The organism is Arsenicicoccus sp. UBA2120 (assembly GCF_002330965.1).
Taxonomy (GTDB): domain Bacteria; phylum Actinomycetota; class Actinomycetes; order Actinomycetales; family Dermatophilaceae; genus Arsenicicoccus; species Arsenicicoccus bolidensis.
Genome location: NZ_DCYC01000053.1, coordinates 1 through 16,214 on the forward strand (window position 1 = coordinate 1; position 16,214 = coordinate 16,214).

15 protein-coding genes are annotated in these 16,214 nt (G+C 73.2%); 8 read left to right on the top strand and 7 right to left on the bottom strand.

From position 1 onward, the window contains the following. A partial coding sequence (locus B2P18_RS07565; protein ID WP_286957836.1) for a PucR family transcriptional regulator occupies nucleotides 1-1,130 on the bottom strand: 1,130 nt, incomplete at its 3' end. 144 nt (nucleotides 1,131-1,274) lie between these two features. On the opposite strand from B2P18_RS07565, the gene B2P18_RS07570 reads away from it, so the two are divergent. Next, nucleotides 1,275-2,354, top strand: a complete 1,080-nt coding sequence (locus tag B2P18_RS07570; RefSeq protein ID WP_029212507.1) for a ferredoxin reductase — start codon at nucleotides 1,275-1,277, stop codon at nucleotides 2,352-2,354. A 10-nt stretch (nucleotides 2,355-2,364) separates the two neighbouring features. Continuing rightward, nucleotides 2,365-3,549: a fatty acid desaturase family protein gene (locus tag B2P18_RS07575; RefSeq protein WP_084412944.1), complete on the top strand. Its 1,185-nt coding sequence runs from the start codon at nucleotides 2,365-2,367 to the stop codon at nucleotides 3,547-3,549. A gap of 236 nt (nucleotides 3,550-3,785) precedes the next feature. Here B2P18_RS07575 and B2P18_RS07580 read toward each other — a convergent pair whose 3' ends face one another. Together B2P18_RS07580 and B2P18_RS07585 are read right to left on the bottom strand one after the other, a co-directional pair. Further along, on the bottom strand, nucleotides 3,786-4,463 hold the full coding sequence (locus B2P18_RS07580) for a LuxR C-terminal-related transcriptional regulator (RefSeq protein WP_029212508.1): 678 nt from the start codon (nucleotides 4,461-4,463) through the stop codon (nucleotides 3,786-3,788). Next, nucleotides 4,463-5,803: an ATP-binding protein gene (locus B2P18_RS07585; protein WP_286957837.1), complete on the bottom strand. Its 1,341-nt coding sequence runs from the start codon at nucleotides 5,801-5,803 to the stop codon at nucleotides 4,463-4,465. The genes B2P18_RS07580 and B2P18_RS07585 overlap by 1 nt, the downstream gene beginning before the upstream one ends. A 125-nt stretch (nucleotides 5,804-5,928) precedes the next feature. Between B2P18_RS07585 and B2P18_RS07590 the strand changes: the two genes are divergently transcribed. Together B2P18_RS07590 and B2P18_RS07595 are read left to right on the top strand one after the other, a co-directional pair. Next, complete coding sequence (locus B2P18_RS07590) at nucleotides 5,929-7,392, top strand: PspC domain-containing protein (RefSeq protein WP_286957838.1); 1,464 nt, start codon at nucleotides 5,929-5,931, stop codon at nucleotides 7,390-7,392. After that, nucleotides 7,389-7,652 (top strand): hypothetical protein, encoded by a 264-nt coding sequence (locus B2P18_RS07595; protein ID WP_019285557.1) that lies wholly within the window; start codon nucleotides 7,389-7,391, stop codon nucleotides 7,650-7,652. The genes B2P18_RS07590 and B2P18_RS07595 overlap by 4 nt, the downstream gene beginning before the upstream one ends. Nucleotides 7,653-7,662: 10 nt before the next feature. On the opposite strand, the gene B2P18_RS07600 is transcribed toward B2P18_RS07595, so the two are convergent. Together B2P18_RS07600 and B2P18_RS07605 are read right to left on the bottom strand one after the other, a co-directional pair. Then, complete coding sequence (locus tag B2P18_RS07600; RefSeq protein WP_286957839.1) at nucleotides 7,663-8,448, bottom strand: NUDIX hydrolase; 786 nt, start codon at nucleotides 8,446-8,448, stop codon at nucleotides 7,663-7,665. Continuing rightward, nucleotides 8,445-9,611, bottom strand: a complete 1,167-nt coding sequence (locus B2P18_RS07605) for a glycosyltransferase family 4 protein (protein ID WP_286957840.1) — start codon at nucleotides 9,609-9,611, stop codon at nucleotides 8,445-8,447. Before B2P18_RS07605 ends, B2P18_RS07600 begins: the two co-directional genes overlap by 4 nt. Before the next feature lie 34 nt (nucleotides 9,612-9,645). Between B2P18_RS07605 and B2P18_RS07610 the strand changes: the two genes are divergently transcribed. Next, nucleotides 9,646-10,470, top strand: coding sequence for a PIG-L deacetylase family protein (locus B2P18_RS07610; protein ID WP_037213521.1), 825 nt, complete (start codon nucleotides 9,646-9,648; stop codon nucleotides 10,468-10,470). A 2-nt stretch (nucleotides 10,471-10,472) separates the two neighbouring features. Beyond that, a complete protein-coding gene (locus B2P18_RS07615; RefSeq protein ID WP_286957841.1) occupies nucleotides 10,473-11,720 on the top strand; it encodes a lysylphosphatidylglycerol synthase domain-containing protein in 1,248 nt (415 codons plus the stop codon). 765 nt (nucleotides 11,721-12,485) lie between these two features. Here B2P18_RS07615 and B2P18_RS07620 read toward each other — a convergent pair. Continuing rightward, nucleotides 12,486-13,259, bottom strand: coding sequence for a type 1 glutamine amidotransferase (locus B2P18_RS07620; protein WP_286957842.1), 774 nt, complete (start codon nucleotides 13,257-13,259; stop codon nucleotides 12,486-12,488). Then, on the bottom strand, nucleotides 13,259-14,575 hold the full coding sequence (locus tag B2P18_RS07625; RefSeq protein WP_286957843.1) for a Mur ligase family protein: 1,317 nt from the start codon (nucleotides 14,573-14,575) through the stop codon (nucleotides 13,259-13,261). The genes B2P18_RS07620 and B2P18_RS07625 overlap by 1 nt, the downstream gene beginning before the upstream one ends. Nucleotides 14,576-14,717: 142 nt before the next feature. Here B2P18_RS07625 and B2P18_RS07630 point away from each other — a divergent pair, with 142 nt between their 5' ends. Together B2P18_RS07630 and B2P18_RS07635 are read left to right on the top strand one after the other, a co-directional pair. Continuing rightward, the gene (locus B2P18_RS07630; RefSeq protein WP_286957844.1) at nucleotides 14,718-15,311 is read left to right on the top strand and encodes a DinB family protein; all 594 of its coding nucleotides are present in this window, start codon (nucleotides 14,718-14,720) and stop codon (nucleotides 15,309-15,311) included. A gap of 231 nt (nucleotides 15,312-15,542) precedes the next feature. Further along, the coding region (locus B2P18_RS07635; protein ID WP_286957845.1) for a lamin tail domain-containing protein at nucleotides 15,543-16,214 on the top strand (672 nt) is incomplete at its 3' end.

The window sequence follows — 16,214 nt, forward strand, 5'->3', positions numbered from 1 at the left end:
ACCATGAGCAGCTCGAAGCGCACGTCCGGGTCGTCGAGGTCGGCGCCGAAGGCCTCGCGCAGCTGGGTCACGCGGTAGCCCACCGTCTGCGGGTGGATCGACAGGGCCTCGGCCACGGGCTGGCGCTGCCCCCAGTGGACGAGCCACTGCAGCAGGGTCTCGGCCAGCCGCTCACGGGTGGCGGGGGCGAACGCGTCCAGGGGCGCGAGCCGGATCCGCGCCAGGTCCGCGACGACGGCGGGCTCGGCGTGCAGGGCTAGCTGGGCCAGGTGGTCGCCGACGAAGACCGTGTCGGGACGCTCCATCCCCGCCGCCGCGGCCTGCTCGAGGCGGGCGATCGTCAGCACGGTGAGGCGCAACGACTCGGGCGCCTCGTTCCACGGACGGGTCGGCCCCACCACCGCACCCCGGCCGCGCAGCGCCCGCTCCAGGTCGCGCCGCGCACGCTCGGTCGTGGGCGCCGGGACCAGCGCCACGACGTCGTCCTCGCGCTCGACCACCAGGGCGCCGCGGCCGAGGGCGAGACGCAGCCCCTGGGCCTGCTCGCGGCGCAGCGCCACGACCGCCAGCTCCGGTGGCAGCGCCCAGCCCGCCGCGAGCGCCGCCTGGTCGACGCCCGCCGACGAGGCCCGCCCGTGCAGGACCAGCAGGGCGAGCTCGGTGCGCCGGCGCTCCACCTCGCCCAGCTGCTCGTTCTGCTCGTCGGCGTAGCCCTCGACCGAGGCGGCCGACAGCTCGTCGATGTAGGCGAAGATCGACTCGCCGAGGGGCACGATCACGTCCGGGGAGACGCCTGCGTCCACCGCGATCTGGGCCGCGGTGCGGAAGGTCACGCGGGCGCCGGAGCGGTAGGCCGCGAGCAGCGACCCCAGCTGGCGCCCCGAGCGGAACTCGCCGCGACCCAGCCCGGCATACACCCGTCTGGAGTCCGGCTCGAGGGCCGGACGGTCCGTCCCCGGCAGGTCGAGGAAGCGGTCGAGGGCGATGGCGACGCCCTGGTGCAGCCCCTGCCCGAAGCGGCCCTCCATGGGGCGCGCGTAGTCGGGAACGTCACGTGGGACGGCGCGGATGATCTGGTCGACGATCTCGACGACGCGGGGCCGCAGCAGCTCGGACACTTCAGCGGGCAACGACAACCATGGTGGCGCTTCAGCGGGACGGTCGAGGCTCATGGGGCCCGATTCTATCGTCGCGTGATAGTCCCTCGGCGCGATTCGGGCGCGCGCCGACGAGTATGAAAGGCCCTGCGTGGGAAATACTGGAGTATGCCGTCCATGCGTCCGCTCGATCGCCTGGCCAAGGCCGTCAGCCCCGTGCTGTCGCCCCTGGCCAAGCCGTTGACGACCCCGCTCAGCCCCCAGGACTTCCTGTCCCTGATCAATCCCCTGTCGTCGGCCCGCCAGCTCCGCGGTGTCGTCACCTCCGTCGTCCCCGAGACGACCGACACGGCGACCATCCACTTCCGCCCCGGCCACGGCTGGGACCCCCACATGGCCGGCCAGTGGGCCCGCGTCGGCGTCGAGGTCGACGGCGTCCGCCACTGGCGGTCCTACTCGCTGACCACCGCGGCCGGCGAGGACCCGGCCATCACGGTCCACGCCGAGGGCCTCGTCTCGGACTCGCTCGTGCACCGCACCCGCCCCGGCGACGTGCTGCACCTGGACGTCCCCCAGGGAGACTTCGTGCTCCCCGAGCACCCGCGCCCCCTGCTCATGCTCACCGCCGGCAGCGGGCTGACCCCCGTCATGTCGATGATCCGCACGCTGGTCGGTCACCGTGACGACGCCGACGTCGTGCTGGTCCACAGCTCCCGCACGGCGCAGGACGCGCTGTTCGCCGAGGAGCTGGCCGAGCTGTCGACCGCCCACCCCGGCCTGCGGGTCGTCCACTGGTACTCCGGCGAGCGCGGTCGCATCGACCTCACCTCGACCGCCGCGCTCGACGAGCTGTGCCCCGACTGGCGCTCGCGAGCGTCATACGCCTGCGGTCCGCCCGAGATGCTCGACGCGGCCGAGCGCCTGTGGCACGACGCCGACGCCCGGCACTCGCTCGTCATCGAGCGCTTCGCGCCCGTCGTCCTCGACGGCCAGGGCGGCGAGGGCGGTGTCGTGACCTTCCTGCGCTCCGACAAGGAGATCGAGGTCGACGGCGACACCACGCTGCTCGAGGCCGCCGAGTCGGCCGGCGTCATGATGCCCAGCGGCTGCCGCATGGGCATCTGCCACACCTGTCTCACCCCGCTGCGGGCCGGCAAGGTGCGCGACCTGCGCACCGGCGAGGTCCACGGCGACGAGGGACAATCCATCCAGACCTGTGTCTCCGCAGCCGCGGGACCCTGCCATCTCGAGATCTGAGGAGGGTCACATGACCACCACGGCCGAGCGCCCCACCGCACCCACCGACGGCGCCACCCCCACCCGCGAGCAGCTGCCCGCGATCCCCACCCGCAACCCCGGCCTGGCCGACAGCGGTCGCCCCGTCCGCCGCCCCGACCACGCCCAGCACCTGACCGACGAGCAGGTCGCCGAGCTCGGGCGCGAGCTCGACCAGATCCGCGCCGACATCGTCGCCTCGCGAGGGGCCGCCGACGCGGCATACATCCGTCGGGTGATCCGCGTGCAGCGCAGCCTCGAGCTCGCCGGCCGCGCCACGCTGGTGCTCGCCGGCAAGCGCAAGTCCGCCTGGGTCGCCGGCGTCGGCCTCATGTCGGTCGCCAAGATCCTCGAGAACATGGAGATCGGCCACAACGTCATCCACGGCCAGTGGGACTGGATGCGCGACCCGGACATCCACTCCTCCACCTGGGAGTGGGACTTCGTGGCCCCGGCCAAGGGCTGGAAGCACACCCACAACGACCTGCACCACACGTGGACCAACGTCGTGGGCAAGGACAACGACGTGGGCTACAACCTCCTGCGGATCAGCTCGGACCAGCCGTGGAAGCCCTACAACGTGCTCAACCCGGTCTACAACGCGATCCTCGCGCCCTTCTTCGAGTGGGGCATCGCGTTCTACGACCTCGAGCTCGTCGACGTGCAGGAGGGCCGCAAGTCCCGCGAGGCGCTCAACGCCGACCTCAAGGCCCTCGGCGTCAAGGCCGTCAAGCAGGCCGGCAAGGACTACGTCGCGACCCCCGCCCTGGCGTCGCTCACCGGGTCCGGCAAAGCCACGCTGGCCGGCACCTTCGCCGCCAACTGCATCCGCAACCTGTGGGCGCACACCGTGATCTTCTGCGGTCACTTCCCCGACGGTGTCGAGTTCTTCACCGAGGAGATGATCGAGGGCGAGACCCGCGGCGACTGGTACATCCGCCAGATGATCGGCTCCTGCAACATCTCCGGCAGCAAGCTCATGCACCTGATGACCGGCAACCTGTCGCACCAGATCGAGCACCACCTGTTCCCGGACCTGCCGAGCAACCGGTATGCCGAGATCGCGGTGCGCGTGCGCGAGATCTGCGACCGCTACGGCCTGCCCTACGTCACGGGTCCGCTGCACCGGCAGATCGGCCAGACCTGGCGCACGGTCTTCCGGATGGCCCTGCCCTGATCCTCGCCCGGTCGCTCGGTCGCTCGGCTGCACCCTGTTGCTCTGGGCTGACCGAGCAGGCCGTGTGCCGACGCCCGCCGCCCCTCGGGGACCGGCGGGCGTCGCCGTCCCGCCTTCAGACCCGCCCCCGGTAGAGGCATCGACCGGCCGTCGTTCGCCAGGCTGATGCCTTTACCCCCGGCGGGTCCATCGACGTGGCGTGCTAACCCGGGCTGATGTGCCTACCTGAGGGAGGTCTAGAGGAGGTGGCGGTTCATCGCCCAGGCGGTGAGCTCGTGGCGGCTCGACAGCTGCAGCTTGCGCAGCACGCTCGACACGTGCGTCTCGACGGTCTTGACGGAGATGAACAGCTCCTTGGCCACCTCCTTGTACTGGTAGCCCCGCGCGATCAGCCGCATGACCTCGCGCTCGCGCGCCGACAGCCGGTCCAGCTCCTCGTCGACCTCGGCGATCTCACCCGCCGCGGCCCCGAACGCGTCGAGCACGAACCCCGCCAGCCGAGGGCTGAACACCGCGTCCCCGTCGGCCACCCGCCGGATGGCGCTGACCAGGTCGTTGCCGCTGATCGTCTTGGTGACATAGCCACGGGCCCCGGCGCGGATGACGGAGATGACGTCCTCGGCGGCGTCGCTGACCGACAGGGCGAGGAAGCGCACGGGCACCCCGGCCTCGGTCGCCGTGCCGGCGCACCCGAGGATGACGTCCGTGCCGCCGCGCCCGTCGCCGCCGGGCAGGTGCACGTCGAGGAGCACGACGTCGGGGCGCTCGGCCTTGATGACGGCGACGGCCGACCCCACGTCGCCCGCCTCCCCCACCACCGGCAGCGACGTGTCGAGCTCGGTGCGCACGCCCGCCCGGAACATCTTGTGGTCGTCGACGAGGACGAGGCGGATCGGGGTCGTCGGGGGAAGCATCAGGACTCCTCGGTCGTGGGTCGTGGTGGGAGGGTCAGCGAGACCTCGGTGCCGTCCTCGAGGCGGCGGATCCGCGCGGTGCCGCCGTGGCGGTCCATCCGGTCGACGATCGAGCCCCGCACCCCGAGACGGTCGAGCGGCACCTCGCCGAGGTCGAAGCCCGGCCCGTGGTCACGGACGAAGGCCTCGATCCCGAGCGGCCCCGCCTCGACATAGGCCGACACCGGCGCGGCGCCGTGGCGGACGGCGTTGTTGAGCGCCTCGCCGAGGGCCTTGACCAGCGCCGAGACGTCCGCGTCCAGGCCGACGTCGCCCGTGACGACGAGGTCGATCGGGACGCCGTGCCGGTCCTCGACGTCGTGCGCCACCTCGGCCGCGGCCGCCGAGAGCGTGGTGGGGGTGGAGCTGCCTCCGCCATACAGCCAGGTGCGCAGCTCGCGCTCCTGGGCCCGGGCCAGCCGCTGGACCGCCGTGGGGTCGTCGGCCTTGCGCTGGATGAGGGCGAGGGTCTGCAGGACGGAGTCGTGCAGGTGGGCGGCGATGTCGGCGCGCTCGGTGGCGCGCACCCGCTCCGCCTGCTCGGCCTTGAGCCCGTCCCAGAGCCGGATGGCCCAGGGGGCGAGGATGACGACGAGCCCCAGCAGGACCGCCAGGGCCGACAGGGCCGCGTCGCCGAGCCCGCCGACGCCCTGGGCGCGGCTGGCGAGGACGACGACCCCGGCCAGGGTCAGCAGGACCCCGGTGACGACGCGCGCCAGGCCGGCGCGCGAGTCGGCGGCCGACAGCTGCAGGAAGCGGTCGCGCTCGGTGCGGTCGAGCTGGGTCCAGACGACGATGGCGCCGCTGGCGATGAGGGCGAGCGGCAGGGTCACGCCGAGCCGCAGGTCGACGCCGTGCCGGGTGAGCACGACCGCGAGCCCGCCGACCACCAGGGCCAGCCCCAGCAGGACGTTGACCACGGCCTCGTCGTGCAGCAGCCGCTGGCGCAGGAGGGGCCATCGCGTGGCGCCTCCCCCAGCACCCGACCCGCCCAACCCCGTGGTTCCTGCCGAGCCCGTCGATCCGGCCGCCCCGGGCACCTGCGGCGCCGTGCGCGTGGTGCCCCCCGGCCCGAGCCGCTGCGGGGTGAGCGCCCAGACGGCGAGATAGAGGATCACGCCCGTGCCCATCCCGAACATCGTCAGGAGCACGAGAGCCATCCGGATCACGCCCACCTGGATGCGCAGGTGCTCCGCGAGCCCCGCGCACACGCCCGCGACCCAGCCGCTGTCGACCGGGCGCAGCAGCCGTGGCGCCGGCTGCTGCTGCTCGACGCGCTGGGTCTCGTAGGGGGTGGGCACCTCCCCATCCTCACCCATGGACGCCGCCGGGACGAGGGTCTGACCCGCACGTCAGGGGATCGTCAGGGTGGGGTCAGGGGCGACCCTCATGGCCCACCCCCGCGCCGGGGAGAGAGATTGTCGGTATGACGCAGCAGCCGCCTCCCACGCCACCGGGTCCGCCCGAGGCCACCGAGCACCAGCCGGACGCGCTCGACCGGTTCTTCCGCGGCGTGCGCGGCACCGGCATCCGCCGCCGGCTGTCGCACCGCTGGGTCGCCGGGGTCTGCGGCGGCGTCGCCGACAAGATCGGCATCGACCCGATCGTCGTCCGCATCGTGTGGATCGTGCTGCTGGTCATGGGCGGCATCGCCTTCCCGGCCTACTTCGTCGCCTTCCTGCTGCTCGCGGACACCAAGGGCGAGATCCCGCTCGAGAAGGCCCTGCGCCGCGGGGACGGCAACTCCGTGGTGCTGCTGGTCTTCACGCTGTTGGTCAGCCTGGGTGGTTTCACCGACGCGTTCGGGTTCCACGACGGCTCCCCCGGGGGCAACGTGGGCCGGATCGTCGTCATGGTCTTCTTCGGGGTCGGCGCGTACTACTGGTGGTCCCGTCGCAACCGAGGCCAGCACGGGTCCGTCACGGAGGTCGGCACCGAGCAGGCCGCCCTGGAGCACCCCTCCGCCGAGCAGCCCTCTGCGGACCACCCCTTTGGCGATCGTGTCCCCGACGCCTCACCGAGCACGCTGGCCCTCCCCGCGGTCGAGCCGCTGGACGCGACCCCCCGCGGTGCCCTCGACGCTTCCGTCGGTGACACCACCACCACCGCCACCGCCACCGGTGACGGCGTCGGCTCCAGCCCGGCCATGAGCTGGCCCACGACCGCAGGGGCCGTGCCGGAGCACCTCATCTCGGGTGCGACGCGGGTCGTCCCGCCTGCTGCCGCCTACGTCCCGATGCGTCGCCGCCGACCCACCCTCGGCTGGCCGGGCACCGTCGCGGCCATCGGGCTCGCCGCCGCCGGCATCGGCGCGGTCCTCGCGGCCCACCAGACCGGTCGGATCCACGTCGACCACCCCTACGCGATCGCGGCGGCCACGGCCCTCGGGCTCGTCTCGGCGCTGCTGGTGGTCGTGGGTCTGGCCGGCCGGCGCGGCGGCTTCACCGTCCCGCTCGTCCTCGCCCTGGCCATCATCACCCTGTCCCTCGGTGGCCCCCTGCGCCTCGACGTGGCCGACGGGGCGACGTCCTTCTCGTCCTCGTCGATGGACCAGCACTGGGCGCCGACCACGCTGGACGGCGGCACGTCATACCAGGTGGGCGCCGGCGACAGCGTCCTGGACCTGACCTCCGTGGAGGCCTCCAGCCTCAACGGGCAGGAGGTCAGCGTGCAGGTCGGGGTCGGCGAGATGACCGTCCGCATCCCCCAGGGGATGCCGGTGCGGGTCAAGAGCCACGTCGGGCTCGGCGACGTCGTCCTCCGTCATCCCGACGGGTCCAGGACGGACCTCGGCGAGACGGACACCACCATCGGCACCGGCACACCCGTGCTCGTCCTGCGGGGCCAGGTCGGCCTCGGGGACCTGATCATCGAGGAGGTCGCGCGATGAGCGACCAGCGCTACTACCCCATCGACCCCGACGAGGCGCACCGTCTCGCGGAGCTCGAGGCGACCACGCAGCCGCGCGGCCCCTACGCCCCGGCGATCGTCGTCGGCCTGCTCGGGCTCCTGTGCGCCGCCTCGGTGCTGCTGCGCGAGCTGGCGGTGATGAGCATCGACCTCGTCACCCAGGGCCCGTGGATCGTGGTGGGCGTCGGCGTCCTCCTGCTGCTGGTCGGCGCCGTGGGCATCGCTCGTCGTGGCCGTTGAGGGAGCCGCCTCAGTCCGGCCGGTCGGACGGCAGCAGGTCGGCCAGGTCGGACCAGGCCGGCGCCAGCCGGAGCCCCTGCCCCCGCACGACGTCCGCCGAGACCCACGCCGCGGAGGCCGTCGTGCCGTCGCGGTCGTGCACCACGACGTCGTGGCTGCCCACGACCTCGGCGCGATAGACCAGCCGCACCGCCTGGAAGTCCTCCAGGACTCCCTTGGGGGACAAGCCGATCCAGTGGTGGCTGCGGACCGCCACCAGTCGCGGCCGCATGATGTCCTGACCGGTCTCCTCCCAGACCTCGCGCACCACGGCGGCCGCCGGGTCCTCCCCCGGCTCCACGCCGCCACCGGGCAGCCCCCACGCGCCCGCGGCGTTGGTGCGGTCCGACGCCTCGGTCAGCAGCACCCCGAGGGGGCCGACCACGACGGCGTATGCCGCGACCCGCGTGCGCACCAACGGCGGCTCGTCGGGATCCAGCTCGATTCCGGCGTCCATCGGGGTGGTCACCACGGGCAACGGCTCCGGGCCCTCCGGGCGGTGCCGCACCGCGTAGGACAGGACCACGGCGTGCGGGTCCCCCAGCGACCGCTCGGCGGCGAGCGGCGCGCCAGGCTCCCAGCCGTGGCTGCGCAGCAGGTCCTCGGGCGTCACGCCGTGCGGCAGGTCGATCGCCACGCGGCGACGCCCGTCGTGGTCGTAGCCGTCGACCTGCACGGGCGAGTCCAGCACCCGCCCGTGGCGGACCACGCGACCGTACTCGTCCTCGCTCAGCAGACCTGGTTGGTCCCCACTCATGTCCTGCCCCTCCTCGCGAGCCGCCCGGCCCGCGCATACTCCGCCTCCACCATCCCCACCACCGCGGGCCACGACTGCGTGGGCGGCGTCTCCAGGCTCTGCCGCCGAAGTCGTTGCCGGGCAACGGGGTCGAGCACCAGGGTAGCCACGTGAGCGGCCAGCTCCCGGTCGCCCCCCGCGAGCAGCCCCGTCACGCCGTGCTCGACGAACTCCTCCACCCCGCTGCCGCGCCGACCGACGACCGGCAGCCCCACGGCCCGCGCCTCGAGCGCGGCGATGCCGAACGCCTCCAGCACCGTCGGCGAGACGTAGGCCGCTGCGCCACGGTAGGACTCGAGGAGCTCGTCGCGAGACACCCTGCCCCGCAGCAGGACCCGGTCGGTGAGGCCGTGGGTGCGCAGGTAGGCCTGCACCAGCCCGCGCTGCGGCCCCTCGCCGAACACCTCGATGCGCCAGTCGATCTGGTCGCCGACGAGGTCGTCGACCCGGCGCGCCACCCGTGCGAGGGGCACGGCGCGCTTGCGTCGCGCGAGGCGCATGGCGGTGACGAGTCGGACCGGTCCGGCATCACCCTCGCGCCCTGTGCCTCCCGCGAGATGCGTTGCCGCCGTGGACGATCGCCAGCGGTCCAGGTCGATACCGTTGGGCAGCACGGCGACCCGCGCGTCGGGGGCCAGGCGCTCGAGCGGGCGGGCCGCCATACGACTCACCGCCGACAGCGCGACACCTCGCCCGGCCCACCGACGCACGCGCCCGCTGACGGCGAGCACCCGCTCCATCGCGTCCAGCACGCAGTGCCAGGTGACCGCGGTCGGCAGCCCGGCCGACAGGGCGACGTCGACCGCGTCGCTCGCGAAGGGGCTGACCACTCCCATGTGCACGTGCGCCACGTCGAACCCACCGGCCAGCAGCCGACGCCGCAGCGCCGGTGGCGCCAGGGGGTTGACCGGCAGGTCGCCGGGCAGCCGCAGCGCGAGGTGGTGCACCGGGACGCCGTCGACCAGCTCCACCGCGCCGTGCCGCTCCCCCGCCCGACCGGGCGTGGCCGTGAACACCTCGACCACGTGGCCCGAGCGCCGCAGCCGGTCCGCGAGGTCGTGGACCTGCACCTCGATGCCACCGAGGCGCGGCAGATAGCAGTCCGACAGCAAGGCCACCTTCACGACATCCACCCTGCCATGCGAGAGGATGACCACGATGGCTCACACACTGCTCGCGTTCCACGCCCACCCCGACGACGAGGCCCTGCTCACCTCCGGCACCCTGGCCAGGGCCGCCGCCGAGGGGCACCGGGTCATCGTGGTCACCGCCACCGACGGTGACCTCGGCCTGACCTCCACCACGTATGCCGGCTCCGCCGCCCGCTCGCTCGGCGAGCGGCGTCTCGGCGAGCTGATGCGATCGTGCGCCGCGCTCGGCGTGGCGCGGGTCGAGTGGCTGGGCTACGCCGACAGCGGGTCGGGCGCCGAGCTCTACCCCGACCCCGAGGGCATGACGCGCTTCGTGCGCGCCGACGTCGACGAGGCCGCCGAGCGGCTGGCGCAGATCCTGCGCGAGGAGTCCGTCGACGTGCTGCTGACCTACGACCGCAACGGCGGCTACGGTCACCGCGACCACGTGCAGGTGCACCACGTCGGGGCGCGTGCGGCCGAGCTCGCCGGCACGCCCCGCGTGCTGCAGGCCACGGTCCCGCGCGACGCGATCTGCCGGGCGCTGGACCTCGCCGCGCTCGTCTACCCCTTCCCGGCCGAGTTCGACCGCGCCTCCTTCGACCGGGCCTACTCCGCCCGCGCCGAGATCACCCACCACATCGACGTCCATCGCCACATCGCGGCCAAGCGCGCCTCGATGCGCGCCCACGCCTCGCAGGCCGCGGCGGACGACGGCGACCGCACGCTGGCGGCCTTCCTGCGGATCCCCCGACCGCTCTACGACCTGGTCTTCGGCCGGGAGTGGTTCGTCGACGCGTCGCGGCCGCCCGGCGGACCGGTGGCCCACGACATCTTCGACGGGCTGGGCTGAGCATGACTCCGGGGGGAGATCAGCGGCGGGCGGCCGAGGCCAGCGACACGGCACCAGCAGCCGAGGACGCCGACCAGCTGCCAGGGGCGAGCGCGACGCCGGCGACCCGGGACACCACGCCCGACCCGCGTGCGACGCCCGACCCGCGTGCGACGCCCGACCCGCATGCGACGTCCGACGAGCCGGGGGCGACCCGAGCCAGGGGCGACCAGCGTCGATCGTGGTGGCGCACCGCCCTCCAGGCCGTCCTCGGCACGGCGCTGGCCGTCGCGCTGCTGGTGTGGGGACTGCCGTACTTCGCCGAGACCTCGTGGTCCGCCCTGCTGGCGCACCTCGACGCGCTGAGCTGGGGCAACACCATCGGCCTCTTCGTGCTCATGGTCGTGGCGCTGTGGTGCTACACGTTCACGCTGACCGGGTCGCTGGCCGGGCTCACCCACCCGCAGGCCCTCATGGTCAACGTCGCGGGCTCCGCGGCGGGCAACCTGCTGCCCGGCGGCGGCGCGATGGGGGCGGCGGCGACATACGGCATGTATCGCTCCTGGGGCTTCACCCCCCGCGACATCTCCACCTCCCTCATCGTCAGCGGTGTCTGGAACGTCCTCGGCCGCATGGCCCTGCCCGTCCTCGGCATCTCCGTGCTGCTCATCGCCGGCGAGCCGATGCCGCCCGGGGTCGCGCGCGGCGGTGCCGTCGGCGCGCTCCTCGGCCTCGGGCTGCTCGGCTGGTTCGTCGCCGTCATCGCCTCCGAGCGCGTCGCCACCACCACGGGTCACGTCCTCGACCGGCTGATCGGGCCGCTCGTCCGTCGCCTCAGCCGCCGCTCCGACGGCCACGGGGTCGACGGCCTGGTCGCCGACCTGCGCTCCCGGATCGGCCACGTCGTCGAGTCGGGGTGGTTGCCGATGACCTTCGGGCTGGTCGGCTTCTTCGGCTTCCAGTACCTCCTGTTCATCATGTGCCTGCGCGCCACCGGGGTGGAGCTCTCGCTGGCCCACTTCTTCGCGGCGTTCGCGGTCGGACGCCTGCTGACGGCCGTCGGGGTGACCCCGGGTGGCGTCGGCGTGACCGAGGCGGGCACCGCGATCGCGCTCGTCGGCTTCGGGGCCGCGCACGCACCGGCCGCCGCGGGCATCGTCCTGTTCACGATCTACACGCACCTGCTCGAGCTGCCGCTCGGCGCCCTGGGCGCGCTGATCTGGTGGCTGACCAAGGGCCGGTATGCCGACCGCCGCCCCGCCACCACCTGATCCGCCACCCCGGCGCCACCGACGCCACCAGGCGACCCCACCTGCCCCGGCAGGTCACTTAAGGTCGCCCAGCCCGCCCCCACGCGACCCCACCTGACCCGGCAGGTCACTTCCGGTCGCCTGAGCACCGCAACCAGGCCTCCGGGCGACCCAACCTGAGCCCGGAGCTCACTTCGCGTCGCCTGAACCTCCCCTCGAGACCCCCAGACGACCCAACCCGACCTCCCGGGTCACTTCCGGTCACCCAAGCCAACCCCACACGACCCCACCTGGCCTGACAGGTCACTTCCGGTCGCCCAGGCCAATCCCACACGACCCCACCTGGCCTGACAGGTCACTTCCGGTCGCCCGAGCACCCCAAGCCGACCCACCCTGAGCCCGGAGCTCACTTCGGGTCGCCTGAACCTCCCCTCGAGACCCCCAGACGACCCAACCCGACCTCCCGGGTCACTTCCGGTCACCCATGCCAACCCCACACGACCCCACGTGGCCTGACAGGTCACTTCCGGTCACCTGAGCACCCCAACCAGGCCTCCGGGCGACCCAACCTGAGCTCCAGCTCACTTCCGGTCGCCTGAGCACCGCAACCAGGCCTCCGGGCGGCCCAACCTGAGCCCGGAGGTCACTTCCGGTTGCCTGAGCACCCCAAGGCGACCCCCAGGCGACCCCACGTGGCCTGACAGGTCACTTCCGGTCGCCCAAGCCGCCCACAGGCGCCACGACCCGACCTGACAGGTCACTTCCGGTCACCCGAGCGAGCCGGGGTCAGCGCCGGCGGGTGGCCGCCACGAGTCGGCGGACCTGGCGGGTGCGGGCGTGGTCGGCATACGTGTCGTCGATCGGCTCGGGCTCGAAGGCCCGCCCGGTCGCCCGCTCCGCCGCCCACCCGACCAGGGCGTCCGCGAGAGCCGGGTTGGCCGGCAGGATCGGACCGTGCAGGTAGGTCCCGACGACGTGGCCGGTGATCGCGCCCTCGGTCCCGTCCTGCCCGTTGTTGCCCTGACCTGCGCGAACGCGCCCAAAAGGCTGTTGCTCAGGCCCCAGCACCGTGGAGCCCGAGTGGTTCTCGAAGCCCACGACCTCGCCGAACTCGGTGTCGAGGACGATGCCGCCGATCATGCGCTTGGCGTTGCCGGTCGTGGTGACGTCGAGGATGCCGAGGCCGGGCAGCCGCTGGCCCTCGACCGTGATGAAGGCGTTGCCGAAGAGCTGGTACATGCCGCAGATGGCGAGCATCGGGCAACCGTCGGCCGCCAGCTCCACGAGCCGGCCGCCGATCCGCTCCAGGTCGGACTCGACCCGCGCCTGGCCGGAGTCCTGGCCCCCGCCGCCCATGACGAGGTGGACATCGTCGCGCCAGGGGTCGCCGGGCGCGTGCCCGACCACCTCGACGTCGTAGCCGTGCCACCGCAGCCGGGAGGCGAGCGCCCGCGTGTTGCCGAGGTCGCCGTAGATGCTCATCTCGCGCGGGTAGAGGTGGACGAGGGTGACCGTGCCCTTGCTGGTGCCAGGCGTCCGGGCGCTCGCGAACTCGCTCATCAGGCCTTCGCCTCCTCGCCGAAGTCCGGCAGGTCGTAGCGCTGGGCGAGCACCCGCCGCAGCGCCATCATCGCGGTGTAGGTGCAGAAGATCCGCTTGGGCTCCTCGCGGTGCTCGGCGAGGAAAAGGTCGAGAGCGGTCTCGAGCTCGGGCTGGACCGCGGCCACGGGCACGTCGTCATACCTGAGCCGCAGCGCCATGTCGTAGGCGCGGACGCCGCTCGTGACGGCGACGCCGAGATCGCGGAGGGACTCGAAGCTCACGTCATACAGCCAGGAGACGTCCTGCCCGTCGGCGTAGTTGTCGTTGATCGCGATCATGGACGCGACCGGGGTCGTGCCGTAGGTGCCGAGCGCGACGGTGAACCCGGCGGGGTTCTTGACCAGCACCAGCTCGAGCGGCTGGCCGTCGACGTCGACGACCTCGCCCCTCCCGAACGGCGGGGTGACCGTGGCGAGGGCCTCGGACGCGGTCGTATGCCGGAACTCCGCCCCCAGCAGCAGCCGCACGAGCGAGGTCGCCGCGGTCGCGTTGATCATCGCCGCGAGGCCACGCTGGCGCAGCGTCACCGGCCCGACGTCGTGCCCGTCGCCGAAGACCACGGTGAACGAGTGGTCGTCGACCGGTTTGAGCAGCCCGTCGGACGGCCCCGCCGCCGGCACGTCGTCGGCCTCGCTGAACCGCACGTCGGCCTCCTGCAGCTCCGGCAGGCGGTCGGCGATGGACGGGTCGACGCCGAACCACCGCACCTCGGCACCCGGACGCACGTGCTCGTCGATGCGGGAGATGAAGGAGTCGTCGCGGTTGAGCACGACGCCCCGGGTGGTCTGCTCGGCGAGGCGGGTGAGCAGGCCTGCGGTGTGGTCGATCTCGGCGAACCGGTCGAGCTGGTCGCGGGCGACGTTGAGCAGCAGCGCGTGGGTGGGGGTCACGACCTCGGCGAACTTCAGGGCGTGGGCCTCGTCGAGCTCCAGGACGGCGATGTCGGCGTCGACGCGGCCGGTCAGCGGCAGCTCGGCGAGCATCGAGGAGATCACACCGCGGGTGAAGTTGGACCCGGTGGGGTTGGTCAGCACCCGCAGGCCGTGGGCGCGCAGCAGGGCGACGACCATCTTGGTGGTGGTGGTCTTGCCATTGGTGCCGCTCACCACGACGATCCCGCGCGGCAGCTCCCCGAGCGTCGACCGCAGGAACGCCGGGTCGATCCGCTCCGCCACCAGGCCCGGGAGCGCCGAGCCGCCGCTGCCACCTCCCCGCAGCCGCGAGGCGGTCCGGGCGAGCTTGCCTGCCGCGATCGCGGCCGTCGTCCTCAACACGTCCGTCACCCTACCGTCGAGCCCCGGGCCGAGCCCGTATGCCGAGCCGGGCCCCGCGCGGCGGCGCAACCAGGTGGACACGGTGGGCGCTCGACGTCCCTGACCCCTGGCGCTCAGCCCCCGGCCCGGCCAGGGTGGGTCCATGGACCAGACCTGGCACGACGACACCAAGTCACGACTGCACCGCCAGCTCGACCGGCAGCGTGACGCACTGCTGATGAAGCTGCGCGGCCTCGGCGAGCGCGACCTGCGCCGTCCCATGACGCCGACCGGCACCAATCTGCTCGGGCTCGTGCGCCACGTGTCGGGGGTCGAGGCGGGCTACTTCGGCGAGACCTTCGGCCGGCCCCTGCCCGAGCCTCTCCCCTGGGACGAGGCGTATGCCGACAACGACGACATGTGGGTCCCCCGCGACGTCCCGGCCACCGAGGTGCTGGCGTTCTACGACCGGGTGCGGGCCCACGCCGACGCCACGATCCGGGAGCTGCCGCTGGACGCGCCGGGCTCCGTGCCGTGGTGGGCCGAGGGCGGACGCGAGGTCACGCTGCTCGTGATCATGGGCCACGTCACGACCGACGTGAGCCGGCACGCGGGGCACGCCGACATCCTGCGGGAGACCATCGACGGCGAGGCCGGCTACCTCGTCGACAACGACAACCTGATGAGCACCGACCCGGCCTACTGGGCGGATCTGCACCGCCGCCTGCGGGAGATCTCCGACTCCTTCGGCGCGTGAGGCCCCTCGCACCGGCCCCCCCCATCGCCGGGGAGGTTTGGTGCTGTCATAGCGACACCGAACCTCCCCGCTGCTGGGGCGTCGCGCGCGGTCGAGCGACGCCGACTGCTCACCGGCCGGTCACCGGGTGGACACGTGCCCATCCCCCACCGCGCCGTGACGCGGGGTTACCGTTCGAGCACTCCCCGGCGACGTCGTCGTCGCACCCCCATCAGCCCAGGAGCCCCCATCATGCGCATCCACCTGCGCGCCGTGAGCCGCCTCAGTGCCGTCGCCCTGCTGGCGACCACAGCTGCCGCCGTGCCCGTCGTCGCCAACGCCGTCGACACCGCCAGCCCCGTCGTGATCTCCGAGGTCTTCGGGGGCGGCGGCAACGCCGGTGCCCCCTACCGCACCGACTTCGTCGAGCTCTACAACTCCTCCGACCAGCCCGTCTCGCTCGACGGCTGGTCCGTGCAGTACGCCTCCGCCGCCGGCACCTCCTGGCAGCGGACGGCCCTGACCGGCACCATCGCCCCCAAGGCCACGTATGTCGTGGCGGAGGCCTCGGGCGCCAACACCGCCGCTCCCGCCCTGCCCCGCATCGACGCGCAGGGCACCATCGCGATGTCCGGCACCGCGGGTCGCATCGCGCTCGTCAGCTCGTCCACCGCGCTCGCCTGCGGCGCCGACTGCGACGCGGCCGCCGGCGTGGTGGACTACATCGGCTGGGGCACGGCCACGGACTTCGTCGTGGCGGCCGCACCGGCCACCACCAACGCCACCTCGATCAGCCGCGCCCTGCCCGCGCCGACGAGCGGGTGGGACAACAGCAAGGACTACACCGCGGGCGCGCCCACGCCGGCCGCGGTCACCGTCGGGACCGGCCCCACCGACCCCACGCCCACGCCCACCCCGACGCCG